This window comes from Psychrosphaera saromensis (assembly GCF_002954545.1).
GTDB lineage: Bacteria > Pseudomonadota > Gammaproteobacteria > Enterobacterales > Alteromonadaceae > Psychrosphaera > Psychrosphaera saromensis.
The window spans coordinates 614,680-628,527 of sequence record NZ_MSCH01000003.1 but is presented as its reverse complement, the minus strand read 5'-3'; the positions used below and the strand labels follow the sequence as shown (position 1 = coordinate 628,527).

Genomic DNA, 13,848 nt, shown 5'->3' with positions numbered 1-13,848 from the left:
AATAACAGAGACACCCACCCCAATTTGACAGTTATTTAACCTGTACTAAACTCAATTGTACCCATATCAATACAAGCGAGTTTAACTATGCCTCAACCAAGAAAAAGCCAAATCAGTTTAATAGATACACCTTATTACCACTGCATCTCTCGTTGTGTCCGCAGAGCATTCTTATGCGGAGTAGATGAAAAAACAGGTATGTCCTATGAGCACAGGAGGCAATGGGTTGAAGATAGGTTGCTATTTTTAACACAAGTTTTTGCTATTGATGTCTGTGCCTTTTCTGTAATGAGTAATCATACTCATATAGTGCTGTTTGTTGATGAAGAAACTAATAACGCGTGGACAACTGATGAAGTATTAACTCGTTGGCATAAATTGTTTAAAGGCACGTTATTGACTCAAAAATACTTATCTTTTATTAACGCTCAAAGTTCAAATCCCCCTACTTCGATAAAATCAACAGACTTCAACGAGTCAGAGTTGTTAACCATAGAGCGAACCGCTCAAGTATATCGACAACGCTTAATGAACATAAGTTGGTTTATGCGTGTATTAAATGAAGGCATAGCCAGAGAAGCGAACAAAGAAGATGAATGTACAGGGCATTTCTGGGAAGGTCGATTTAAAAGCCAAGCGCTTCTAGATGAAGCTGCATTACTCTCTTGCATGGCTTATGTAGATTTAAACCCAGTAAGAGCAAAAGCGGCAAGTACGCCAGAAACCTCAGACTTTACTAGTATAAAACAACGTATTCAGTATGCGCTCAACAAAAAACAACCAAACAGATTAATGCCCTTTGTCGGCGATACAGGAAAAGAACCATTAAAAGGAGTGCCATTTGAATTAAAAGATTACCTTGAGTTGGTAGACATAACAGGCAAATGTATACGAGAAGATAAAGCTGGCCATATAAGTGAAAACTTACCTAACATACTGTCGCGTTTAAACATAAATGAAGACAACTGGCTCATAATCACAAAACAATTCACTAAGGTATTTCATGGTGCGGTAGGTCATGAGCATGTATTACAAAATTTTAGCGATAACCAACAACGAAAACGGCGACCAAACGTATCGAGTTGTAAAAGGCTGTTGGCTTAAAACAACATCTTAAATATCCCATAATAAAACATCAAACCTAAATCAGAATACTCTGAGGTAACTGTATATCTAACGTTTTAACTAGCAGCTAAAAGTCACCTCAAAACTTAACTCATACACACGGTTAAATCCAAATCCCATAATGTAAGCTCAATAAAAGTGATAACTCATACTTAATCTCATAAACGTAGGTCGGTTAATTTAAAGTGACTGTCTTTATAAGGGGATTCAATTGATTTAACTTAAAGTGGCTGTCTCTATAAGAAGGTTCGGACTTTTTGGTTTCTTTTATTTAAAGATATGCGATATCTATTTAAAGGAATGCCACATACGTAAAATACGTTGACATAAAGAGGACTTCTCTAGGATGATAGAGGGGAACAGTAATACTCTAGATGAGTATTATCTTATTTTAGTTTTAAAGGATTAATAAAGTTTATGTCTAAATCCAATTTATACCTTTGTTTAACGCTTGTCGTTGTTTTCTTATTATCGGCTTGTAAAAGTGGAGCTGACAGAGAAGCTATTTGTCGTACTATGAAGCCAGAAGAAGTTTTATCTTGTTTACAGGGCCCACATAGAGACATTTCAGAAAGAGCCGAAAAACAGCTTTCGGAACTCAAATAAACTGATCTCCATTAAATGCCAACAAATTTAAGCTCGTTGGCATTTTAAATTGATGTACAACAATAAAACAGAGATTAGGTTTTCCCCCTCCCTTTTTTTATACTTAAGATTGATCCGGTCTCTATAAGAACCTCTAACTTAAAGTGGGTGTCTCTGTAAGAGGACTTTTTTATACTTAAGATTGATCCAGAACCTCTAACTTAAAGTGGCTGTCTCTGTAAGAACTCTCTATAAGAACTTCTAACTTTGAGTGGGTGTCTCTGTAAGAGCTCTATAATAACTTCTAACTTAAAGTGGGTGTCTCTATAAGAGGACTCCTGTAAGAGAACTTAGAGTGGGTGTCTCTGTAAGAAGGGTTGATGTAAAACAATAAAACACAGTACTAACAAATATTAAGTTTTACACTCCCCCTTTTTATACTTAAGATTGAACTAGCCTCATTTATCATCCTATCCGGAGAAACTTTTTGCGTACTATTCGTTATAAACCCATAGTTATCACTGCCTCTCTAATTCTGTTATGTGGTTTTATTTTATTCCGTTGGTTACAGGGACCAACTCTGTCAGCTTATCGTGTTGTGTCCATGCCTTTGGTGCAAACTGTGGTTGCCACAGGGCGATTAGTTACGGTTTCGCGTACTCAAGTTGGTAGTGAAATCACAGGCGTTGTACTTGAGCGTCATGTGCAGGAAGGTGACCGAGTTGTAAAAGGCGATATTTTACTGGTACTCAAAGCCGATGATATTGCGGCGCAAGTTAGGCAAGCAAAGTCTGCGTTAATTGAACTTGAAACAAGCACCCGTCCTCAAGCTAAAGTGGCTTTAGCCAATGCAAAAATTCAGTTGGAACAAGCAACTCGTGAAGTTGTACGTCGCCAAGACTTAGCCAATCGCTCACTTATATCAGCCGAGTTATTAGAACAAGCATTACAAGCTGAAAACCTAGCGCGTAATACGGTTGAATCTGCCAGTTTAAAGGTTGCAGCCGCAGCGCCTGGTAATGTTGAAGAAACCGTTTTGCAGGAACGCCTCGCCGCCTTACAGGCTCAGCTAGCTAAAACCATTTTACGTGCAGAAGTGGCGGGTACGGTACTCACTCGTAATGCAGAGCCAGGCGATTTAATTCAACCTGGGCGTGTGTTATTCACCATAGCGCTTGATGGTAGAACCGAAATTCATGTGCCTTTAGATGAACGGAATTTATCTTTGTTGGCATTAGATCAAAGCGCGGTTGCGATTGCAGACTCTTACCCAGACAACCCTTTTGCCGCGCGTATTAATTTTATAGCGCCAAGTATTAACCCTCAAAGTGGCACTGTAGAAGTGAAATTAACGGTTGATCCTGTTCCTGACTTTTTACGTCAAGATATGACAGTGTCGGTCAATATTGAAACCGGCCGACGTGACAAAACTTTAGTGCTGCCAAACGATGCGTTGTCGAATATAAACAGAGGTAAAGCACAGGTTGTATTAGTCAAAGACGGCAAGCTAAAACGTCAAACCGTAACACTTGGATTACGAGGTTTAGCTATGTCAGAAATACTTACAGGCTTAAGTATTGGCGATAAAGTACTGGCCGATGCGTCATCTACATTAGCTGACGGAACTAAGGTTCGTGTTGAATTACAACACACACTGTTCACTCAAAAAAATACAGAGATGAATACTAAAAACGAATTACCGGTAAAACTAAATTGATAAGTTTTTTTGCCAAACGCTGGATAGAGGCCAATATCGCCATTAGTTTTTTGCGAGAAGGTCGAGTGCAGTCGCTCATGATCACAATTGGTGTCGCCGTTGGCGTGGCAGTGATTGTGTTTATAACCGCATTAATTCAAGGCCTTCAAGCCAATATCATAGAACGCACTTTAGGCACGCAAGCGCATATACGTTTATTGTCACCCGATGAAGTGAACAAGATTGCCCCTGTAGCAGCTGGCACATTACAGCTAGTGTTGGAAGATAAACGAGCGCAGCGCTTACGCTCAATTAATAACTGGCAGCAAGTTGCAGCTACGTTAGACCAATTACCATTATTAACCGCAGTATCACCTACCGTATCTGGCCCTGCATTTGTTCGTCGTGGTGATGCGTTAGAGTCTGTAGCTTTAGTTGGTATTGACCTTGAGCGTTATCAAAAAATTATTCCTCTCGCGCAATATCTCGTTAGTGGTCAATTACGCGTGGGGGCTAATGATGTGTTAATTGGCAGCCAGTTAGCCAAAGACTTAGGCGTGCAGTTGGGCAGCAAATTACGGTTAGAAACCGGCCAACAAAACAGTACTGTGGTGAACATATCTGGCATCTTTGAATTAGGTGTTCGTGAGCTAGATTCACGTTATGTTTATTTAGACTTAAAACAAGCACAGTCATTGCTCAGTTTACCCGGCGGTGTCACCGTAATTGATTTAACGGTAGAAGATATTTTTGCCGCAGAAAAAATAGCCGCGCAAGTAGCACGATTAACCTCATTAAAAGCCGAAAGCTGGATTGTCACCAATGCACAGTTAATGAACGCCCTTTCCGCACAGAGTTTATCCACCAATATGATCATCGTTTTTGTCGCTATTTCCGTCGCCTTTGGTATTGCCAGCGTCTTGTCTGTGAGTGTTGTACAACGAACCCGAGAAATTGGTATTTTACGGGCAACAGGCGCAACGCAGCAGCAGATTTTAAACATATTTCTGTTTCAGGGCGCTTTCTTCGGTTTATTAGGATCTGGCTTTGGCAGTGTAGCGAGTTACGCATTAGTTTGGGTGTTTAATACTTTTGGCCCTGATTTATTTTATATTCCAGTGTCAGGAAATCTTGTGTTTATGGCCTTATTATTAGCAACATTCACTGGCGTATTAGCCGCAGCGATACCGTCAAGACGTGCAGCCGCTTTAGATCCTGTGGTGGCAATTCGTTATGTTTGATAAATCCCAACAAGTCCTGCGCCTAGAGGCGTTACGTAAATCTTACAATATTGATCAACCCAACGAGATAGAAGTCTTACATGGTATCGACCTAACGATTGGCCGCAGTGACTTTGCGGCGCTAATTGGCCCGTCTGGCTCGGGAAAAAGTACCTTGCTGAACTTGCTCGGCTTGTTAGATAAACCCACCAGTGGAGAACTCTATCTACAAGGTAAACCTACCAGCGCAATGAGCGACAACCAACTCACCGCAATGCGTGGCAGTAATATTGGTTTTGTATTCCAGTTTCATCATCTGATTTCTGCCTTTAGCGTATTAGACAATGTGCTAATGCCATTAATGTTAAATCAAGGTAAGCCGAATAAATTAGCGATAGAGAAAGCGCGAGAGTTGTTAGTTGCAGTGGGGTTAGAAAAGTTTATAAACAGTAAACCCGGTCAATTATCTGGTGGTCAACAACAGCGAGTGGCTATTGCCAGAGCACTTATTACCGATCCGCCTTTGTTACTCGCGGACGAACCCACCGGAAACCTAGACACCCGAACCGCAGCAGAAGTGTTTGAGCTATTTCGTAAAGTGAACAAAGAACGTGGTTGTGCAATACTTTTAGTTACGCACGACCCTCGTTTATCCGCAGCTTGCGACCGCACCATTAACTTAGTGGATGGCCGTATAGAAAGCGACTCGCTAAACAATTAAGCACACAACAGCACTTAACAAATCACACTTAGCTCTTGGCAAAGAATAAAAAAACAAGGAAGAAAAGAAACAAAGAAGTAAATAACAAGGGAGCAAAGGAGAAAAGAAGAAAAGGGACAAGACAAAAAAGGCCGCTGTTTACATCAATCCAAGTACTTTATCTTGAATTAATGTAAACAGCGGCCTTATGCTTTTGTAATAAAAAGCTTGTAAGTGGTACTTTTACGAGGTCACATCACGCTTACAGCTTACAGCTTACAGCTTACAGCTTACAGCTTACAGCTTACAGCTTACAGCTTATAGCTTATAGCTTATAGCTTAATCAACTGTACCAGTCGCTACTTTAGCGTAATCACCAGATTCAGGGTCAATCACTAATATCTTGTTAGTACCATCTACACCTCTACCAGCAGCAATGATTACATTACGTCCACTATGGTAATGAAGGCCAATCATAGGTGACGTTTCATCATCAATACTCTCTACTGAAAAGAAATTGCTTATTACTGTGGTTTTTGTGCTATTCGCTAAATCAGCTTTAATTAAGTCACCAGTAGCATCAACAAAATATATTGTTTTACCAGCCTCATCCAGAGCAAGATCAGTCAGTGGTGCGTCTGAATCCGCAAAAATTTGCCCTGCAATACTTGACCCATTACTTGTAACTATGTAAATACGTGCAGACTCTCCTACCGTATTGTTTAGAACCATATAGAGTTCAGAGGTGGTTGAATCTATTGTCATGGACAATATGGAAGTGTCAGCAAAGAATGTTACTGATGTTCGGTCGCCAGTTGTTTTATTAATTTCTACTCCTTGACCAATACTATTATCCGCCACAAATAAAGCATCACTGGCAGAGTCGTAATGTAAATCTGTAATGAAACCAAAGTCAGTGCCGTCACCTACTAGTGAATCTGATACAACACTTTGTGCTCCCGTTTCTAAATCTATTTTTGTTACTGCCACTTTGTGACTAACAAACAAATCACCAGAAGTACTATCAAACGTTATACCTGTTGGGCTTGCTGTTGTGTATCCAAATTCAGTAGGTTGAGTTACCGTTAACGTACTATTATTACTAGATATTAGATTGAATTTTTGAATTTTAATATCATTAGGATCATCTCCTGATAGCTGCACATAAATTTCATCGGTCGATTCATCTACTGCAATATCAACAATGTCATTGTTAATGGTAGTGGCATATACATCATTGTTAACTAAATTAACTTCATCAAAATTCGTAAGTCCGTTAGTGCTTGTTGCTAGTACGTTAATATCCGTTGTGTCAGTAAGTGTTACATCTGCAACGCGCCATGTGTTACCAGTAATCGTTGGTGTATGTTCCACGTCATCAACAGTTACAACAAAGGTATCTAGACTGTCGCCAGTTGATTCCTGAACATTACCAAATATATCAACTTTTTCTTTATCATATACACCTACAGTTAATGGGAATGATATTGATACATCTGGTGAAAGAGGGTGTCTTGCAAAGATTTCTACTGTATCTGTATCGGTTGCGCCATCATTGTCAGTTACGGTAACTGCAAAAACTAACTTTACTTTGTCGTCAGTGTCTGGTGCTGTAAATGTGACTTCATCTGTGTTTGTACCACTTAACGTAACGGCAATTCCAGATGTTTGTTTCCATTCATAAGAAACAATTGAACCCCATACATTTTCATCTTGAGCAATGGCTTTTAATGCGACTGAAACACCAGATTTAAACGTGGTAGAAGTAAGCGCTTCAATGTTAACCGTAGGATCCACTTTTTGGTCTACAACCGTAATTGTAAATTCATCAGTAACTTCTTCTGCATCAGTTTTACAAGTAGCAGTTACATTTACCACTCCTAATTCAGTCGCCTCACCTGTTAACTGTGTAAAGTTAGTTAATGTAAAGCCAACGTTATTACTAAAGCTCATTGAATAAGTGATATCGGCACCACTGCTGTCAACACATGTATTGTCTGCGACAGTGAAATTTAACGGTGTACCAAAAATTAACTCTATGTCAGTAATAGGGTTAGCAACTGAAAGTGTTGCTTCAGGCGTAGTAACTTCTGTAGTAGTGCCACCATCAGTTTCTGTGACCGTTTCGTCATCACCACTTTTTGCACAACCGGTGAGAGTTAAGCTAAGCGATAAGAGTAAAGTGCTATACAGCTTATAAGAAGTCATTGGTTATCCATTATTATTGTATTTTTTCGGAATGATTATAGAGATAAGCTAAAAATATTAATATTTCACGTTATTACAGCTGCACTTAACAAATAGCACTTGGCAAAGAACAAAGCAACAAGACAAAAAAGGCCGCTGTTTACATCAATCCAAGTACTTTATCTTGAATTAATGTAAACAGCGGCCTTATGCTTTTGTAATAAATATTTTGTAATAAAAAGCTTATAGCTTATAGCTTATAGCTTATAGCTTATAGCTTACAGCTTAATCAACTGTACCAGTCGCTACTTTAGCGTAATCACCAGATACTGGGTCAATCACTAATAGCTTGTTAGTACCGTCAGCATCTCTACCAGCCGCAATAATTACATTACGTGTCGTGTCGTAATGAAGGCCGATTAATGGTGAAGTGTCATCAGCAATTGATTCCACACTAAATAAATTTTCAACTACTGTAGTTACCGCCGTTACAGCGGATTCTTCTTCATAGTCTGGTGGATTGCGTGAAAGCTCTAGTGTAAGTTTAACTAAATCACCAGAGCCATCTATAAAGTAGAGTTCATCGCCACCTCCATTTATTGTCAGGTCAGAAATAGCGCCTCCATTACCACCGTTAGCAGGGCTTTCAACTGTATGGAGTGTTTTTGTTAGACCAGTTGAACCATTAGTATATGCCCCTATAGTCCCTGAATCAGAGTTGCTATAACCATATGTAAAATAAATCTGATCACCATAGGTGATAATCGATGTAGGTTTTCTTACTGTCAAATACCAGTGTCGGTCGCCAACCACTTCAGTTACTAAGCCGCCATTTTGATCTGGGTATTGGGCATCTTCGGTAATAACATAGTTAATTTTCTGGTCTAGTATGACAGTGCTTAGGTTAGCGTAATATAGATATGAACTAGTGGAATCATAACTAAGATCAATAGCAAGGTTTGGTGTTTCAGTTGAATGATTTGTACCTATGTCTGCATCCGATAAAATAGTTTCATTCCCAGTGCTTAAGTCTATTTTACTTATAGCATTAGAGTAACTAACGAATAAGGTATCCGATTCAGAATCAAGTGCGATACTTGTTGCAGCTGAGTCGCTGTAGGCATAATTATCTGGTTGATTAACCGTGAAAAGACTATTAACCGCAGAAGTTAAGTTAAAGCGCGTAAGTTGATTGTCTCCAGGGTTTGCACCGCTAACTTGCACATACACTTCATCCGTTGATTCATTTACTGCAATATCAGCAATATTATTGTTGATAGTGGTTTCATATAACTCATTGGTTAGAGTGACCTCTTCATAATTAATGAAGCCATCCGATGCTGTTGCTAATATTGTGATTTTTGAAGTGTCAGTAATTATTACATCTTTAACCCGCCATGTTGTGTCTGTAACAGTTGCTGTGTAAGGCGTGTCGTCAACTGTTAGAGACACAGTCGTCACAGTAACAGGGTTATGTGGGTCATTGAAACCAGCATAACCAAACATATCAATTTCATCTTCATTGTATGTACCTAACGAGAATGGAAAAGACAGTGATATCTCTGGAGCATTGATCGATATTAAGTCAATGGTAACGGCTTGTGTTGTGGTATCGCCATCATTGTCAGTGACGGTTACTTCAAGCGTAGCTGTTGTTTGTACTGAAGTGTCTGGAGTAGTAAATGAGACAGTTGAGGTGTCATTACCTATTAAAACAATGGTCTCGTCAGTTGTTACTTCCCATGAATAAGAGACAATTGAGCCAGATAAATTAACGTCTTCTGCTACTGCTTTTAACGTGAACGTTTCATTAGCTCTAGCAAAGCTAGGTGCATCTATTTCAACAGCAGGCGCTGCTTCAAAGTCTACAACGGTAATTGTAAATTCATCAGTGAAAGTTGCAGCAGTTGTACTACAAGTAACCGTTACAGTGACCACACCTAATTCAGTCGGTTTGCCTGTTAGCTGTGTAAAGTTAGTTAATGTAAAGCCAGCGTTATTAGCCAGGCTCATAGAGTAATTAATACTCTCGCCTGTTGTGTGGACACAGGTATTTTCCGGGATAGAAAAGTTTAAAGCTGTGTCGGCTATTAACGTCATATCTGCAATTGGGTTAGCCAGTGAAAGCGTCCCTTCAGGCGTCGTCGTTTCTGGAGTAGCTTCTGGAGGAGTAGTGCCGTTATCTGTTTCTGTGACCGTTTCGGCTGTAGTCTCAGTTGGTATTTCTGCATCGTCATTATCACTTCCGCAACCAGTTAGAGTTAAGCTAAGCGATAAGAGTAAAGTGTTATACAGTTTATAAGAAGTCATTGGTTATCCATTATTGTTGTATTTCTTCTGCGTGATTATAGAGATAAGCTAAAAATATTAATATTTCACGTTATTACAGCAAGCGAATAAAAGTGTGTTTTATGAGGTGATTTTGTAGAAAGTGACTGGCTAGGTTATTAAGCACACAAAAGCACTTAACAAATCACACTTAGCTCTTGGCAAAGAATAAAAAAACAATGAAGCAAAGGAACAAGGGAGCAAAGGAACAAGGGAACAAGGGAGCAAAGAAGCAAAGGAGAAAAGAACAAAGCAACAAGACAAAAAAGGCCGCTGTTTACATCAATCCAAGTACTTTATCTTGAATTAATGTAAACAGCGGCCTTATGCTTTTGTAATAAAAAGCTTGTAAGTGGTACTTTTCGCTAAAAACTATTTTTATAGCTTATAGCTTATAGCTTATAGCTTATAGCTTATAGCTTATAGCTTATAGCTTATAGCTTAATCAACTGTACCAGTCGCTACTTTAGCGTAATCACCAGATACTGGGTCAATCACTAATAATTTGTTAGTACCGTCAGCATCTCTACCTGCGGCAATAATTACATTACGTTCAGTGTGGTAATGAAGGCCAGTTAAAGGTGATATAGCAGTCTCAGCATTTTCTACACTAAATAATGCAGTAACGATTGTAGTTTGCGTGTAAGTGTCTAATTCAACTTTAATAAGGTTGCCTGTGCTGTCAACAAAAAATAATTCATTATTAACTTCATTAATTGCAAAATCAGCTATTGGGCCTTTAGAATCTATTAAAGCCAATTCATATATAAAAACACCTGTCGTTGCATTTAAAGAAACTATCCTTATTCTGTCATCAACTGAAGAATTTACAGCTGCATATAATGTGTTTGTTGCCGAATTAACCTTTATAGAAAGTAAAGAAGGTTGTGTAGATATAGTATTACGATCCCCTGTTGTAAGATCAATTGTATATATTTCGTTCGCAGTATTATCAGCTGCATATAATAAACCATTTAGAGCTGTAAAATTGATATCAAAAATAAATTCTGGATCAGCATCGCTACTTGTACCGTTATTAATATCAGAAAGAATAGTTTCAATATTGGTTGATAAATCAATTTTTGTAACTGCAGCGGTAGTACTTAAATATAAGTTTTCAGAGTCTGTGGCAATACTTGTAATGGCTGAGTTTCCATAAGTTGCATCACGTGTGTAATTGAATGCACTGTTAGATCCTGAAGTTAAATTAAATTTATTAAGATTTAAGTACTTCCCATCTGAATGTACATAAATATCATCAGTTGCGTCATTTACTGCGATATCAGAAATATTTTCGTCGATAGTCGTTGCAAATAAATCATTAGTCAGAGAAATTTCTTCATATTGTTGAATACTTTCGCTAGTTTCCGTTATGGTTGCATCTGCTACTATTGTGACCTTCGAATCGTCAGTAAGTGTCACATCTTCTAAACGCCATGCTGTTTTAGCAGTGTTTAATATGAATATGGTTGCAGTTTCAACATCGTCAACAAAAACAGTTACTGAATTTAACGTAGTACCCGTAGCTGCTTCAACGGTACCAAACATATCAATAGCGTCTTCGTTATATTTACCAACCGCTAATGGGAATGATAATGAAACAGTTGGCGAGAATTCAGATTCAACAACGGTAACGGTAAATGCATCCGTTAAGCTTTCAGTCGCTGTGCTACAGGTAGCAGTTACATTAACGACACCAGTTGAGTTTGCTAACCCCTTTAAATTCGTCAAGCTAGTGGTTGAAGTGCCAGATAATGTAAAACCAAGGTTATTACTATAGTTCATTGAATAAGTAATATCGGCACCGTTACTGTCAACACACGTGTCGTCTGCGATACTGAAATCTAACGGTGTACCAAAAATTAATTCTATATCAGCAATTGGGTTAGCAACTGAAAGAGCGCTTTCTGGAGTTGTTACTTCAGGGGTTTCATCGTCGTCACCGCCGCCGCCACAACCTGCAAGCGCTAAGCTTAGTGATAAAAATAAAGGTTTGTATAATTTATAAGAAGTCATTGATTATCCTTATTGATATTGAAAGTATTGTCCGTAAAAAAAAAAGGCCGCTGTTTACATCAATCTAAGTACTTTATCTTGAATTAATGTAAACAGCGGCTTTATTATTTTGTAATAAAAATCTCGTAACTGATAGCTTGTAAAAAGCTAGTAGCAAATTGCTTCTAGCTTTTATTCAGCATCTCACATTTAGTGCTATAGCTTAATCAGCATCAACTGTACCAGCCGCTACTTTAGCGTAATCACCAGATACTGGGTCAATCACTAATAGCTTGTTAGTACCGTCAGCATCTCTACCTGCGGCAATGATTACATTACGTTCAGTGTTGTAATGAAGACCAGTTAAAGGTGATGTAGTATTGAAAGCAGCTTCCACACTAAATAAAGCAGTAACGATTGTAGTTTGAGTATTAGTGTCTAATGCAACTTTTATAAGGTTACCAGTACTGTCAACAAAAAATAATTCATTATTAACTTCATTAATTGCAAAATCAGTTATTGGGCCTTTAGCATCTATTGTAGCCAAGTCTTCTTTATAAACACCTGACGTTGCATTTAAAGAACCTATCGTTGTTGTGTCATCAATTGGAGAATTTACAGCTGCATATAGTGTGTTTGTTGCCGAATTAACCTTTATAGAAAGTAAAGAAAGTTGTGTAAATATAGTATTACGATCCCCTGTTGTAAGATCAATTGTATATATTTCGTTCGCAGTATTATCAGCTGCATATAATAAACCATTTAGAGCTGTAAAATTGATATCAAAAATAAATTCTGGATCAGCAGAGCTACTTGTACCGTTATTAATATCAGAAAGAATAGTTTCAATATTGGTTGATAAATCAATTTTTGTAACTGCAGTGGCAGTACTTAAATATAAGTTTTCAGAGTCTGTTGCAATACTTGTAATGGCTGAGTTTCCATAAGTTGCATCACGTGTGTAATTGAATGCACTGTTAGATCCTGAAGTTAAATTAAATTTATTAAGATTTAAGTACTTCCCATCTGAATGTACATAAATATCATCAGTTGCGTCATTTACTGCGATATCAGAAATATTTTCGTAGATAGTCGTTTTAAATAAGTCATTAGTCAGAGAGACTTCTTCATATTTTTGAATACTTGCGCTAGTTGCCGTTATGGTTGCATCTGCCACTACAGTGATCTTTTGATCAATTATAGAGCTGGCATCAATTGTCACATCACTAACACGCCATGCCGTTTTATCTGCGTTTAATGTGGTTGCAGTTTCAACATCGTCAACAAAAACAGTTACTGAATTTAACGTAGTACCTGTAGCGGCTTCAACGTTACCAAACATATCAAGTGAGTCTTCGTTATATTTACCAACCGCTAATGGGAATGATAATGAAACAGTTGGCGAGAATTCAGATTCAACAACGGTAACGGTAAATGCATCCGTCAACGTGTCAGTAGCTGTGCTACAAGTAGCAGTTACACTAACGACACCAATCTCATCTGCAACACCCTCTAACCTTGTAAAGCTAGTTATTGTAGAGCCAACTAATGAAAGACCAACATTATTGCTAAGAGTTAAGTTATAAGTAATATCGGCACCGTTACTGTCAACACACGTGTCGTCTGCGATACTGAACTCTAATTTTTCACCAAAAATCAACTCTATGTCAGCAATTGGGTTAGCAACTGAAAGCGTGCTTTCAGGAGTTGTTACTTCAGGAGTTGTTACTTCAGGAGTTTCATCGTCGTCACCGCCGCCGCCACAACCTGCAAGCGCTAAGCTTAGTGATAAAAATAGAGGTTTGTATAATTTATAAGAAGTCATTGATTATCCTTATTGATATTGAAAGTATTGTCCGTAAAAAACAATGTTTAGTTGCGGCGTATATTAAGTGACTTTGGATTATATTCAAGCAGTTAAATACAATTTTTTAGTTATTTAAGGGTTTTCCCTATATTAAAAAATCAGTGAAATTAATATGTGCGGTGAAGCTAGTTTGGGCTGTGATTTT

At 38.3% G+C, this 13,848-nt stretch carries 9 protein-coding genes; 5 read left to right on the top strand and 4 right to left on the bottom strand.

The window, feature by feature from the left end; translation table 11 throughout:
* Positions 1-87: 87 nt before the first annotated feature.
* The 5 genes from BTO11_RS02825 (at position 88) to BTO11_RS02805 (ending at position 5,347) form a co-directional block, all read left to right on the top strand.
* Positions 88-1,104 (top strand): transposase, encoded by a 1,017-nt coding sequence (locus BTO11_RS02825; protein WP_105051160.1) that lies wholly within the window; start codon positions 88-90, stop codon positions 1,102-1,104.
* 438 nt (positions 1,105-1,542) lie between these two features.
* On the top strand, positions 1,543-1,731 hold the full coding sequence (locus tag BTO11_RS02820) for a hypothetical protein (RefSeq protein ID WP_105051159.1): 189 nt from the start codon (positions 1,543-1,545) through the stop codon (positions 1,729-1,731).
* Between the two features lie 466 nt (positions 1,732-2,197).
* Entirely contained in the window at positions 2,198-3,427 is a 1,230-nt protein-coding gene (locus BTO11_RS02815) for an efflux RND transporter periplasmic adaptor subunit (RefSeq protein WP_105051158.1), read from the top strand.
* A complete protein-coding gene (locus BTO11_RS02810) occupies positions 3,424-4,647 on the top strand; it encodes an ABC transporter permease (RefSeq protein ID WP_219846452.1) in 1,224 nt (407 codons plus the stop codon). The genes BTO11_RS02815 and BTO11_RS02810 overlap by 4 nt, the downstream gene beginning before the upstream one ends.
* Entirely contained in the window at positions 4,640-5,347 is a 708-nt protein-coding gene (locus tag BTO11_RS02805; protein ID WP_105051157.1) for an ABC transporter ATP-binding protein, read from the top strand. Before BTO11_RS02810 ends, BTO11_RS02805 begins: the two co-directional genes overlap by 8 nt.
* 318 nt (positions 5,348-5,665) lie before the next feature.
* Here BTO11_RS02805 and BTO11_RS02800 read toward each other — a convergent pair whose 3' ends face one another.
* The 4 genes from BTO11_RS02800 to BTO11_RS02785 form a co-directional block, all read right to left on the bottom strand.
* Complete coding sequence (locus BTO11_RS02800) at positions 5,666-7,534, bottom strand: PKD domain-containing protein (RefSeq protein WP_105051156.1); 1,869 nt, start codon at positions 7,532-7,534, stop codon at positions 5,666-5,668.
* Between the two features lie 264 nt (positions 7,535-7,798).
* Positions 7,799-9,823 carry a PKD domain-containing protein gene (locus tag BTO11_RS02795; RefSeq protein ID WP_105051155.1) on the bottom strand — a complete coding sequence of 675 codons (2,025 nt, stop codon included), beginning with the start codon at positions 9,821-9,823 and terminating at the stop codon, positions 7,799-7,801.
* A gap of 459 nt (positions 9,824-10,282) precedes the next feature.
* Positions 10,283-11,857 carry a hypothetical protein gene (locus BTO11_RS02790; protein ID WP_105051154.1) on the bottom strand — a complete coding sequence of 525 codons (1,575 nt, stop codon included), beginning with the start codon at positions 11,855-11,857 and terminating at the stop codon, positions 10,283-10,285.
* 202 nt (positions 11,858-12,059) lie between these two features.
* Positions 12,060-13,661, bottom strand: coding sequence for a hypothetical protein (locus BTO11_RS02785; RefSeq protein WP_105051153.1), 1,602 nt, complete (start codon positions 13,659-13,661; stop codon positions 12,060-12,062).
* Positions 13,662-13,848: the final 187 nt, after the last annotated feature.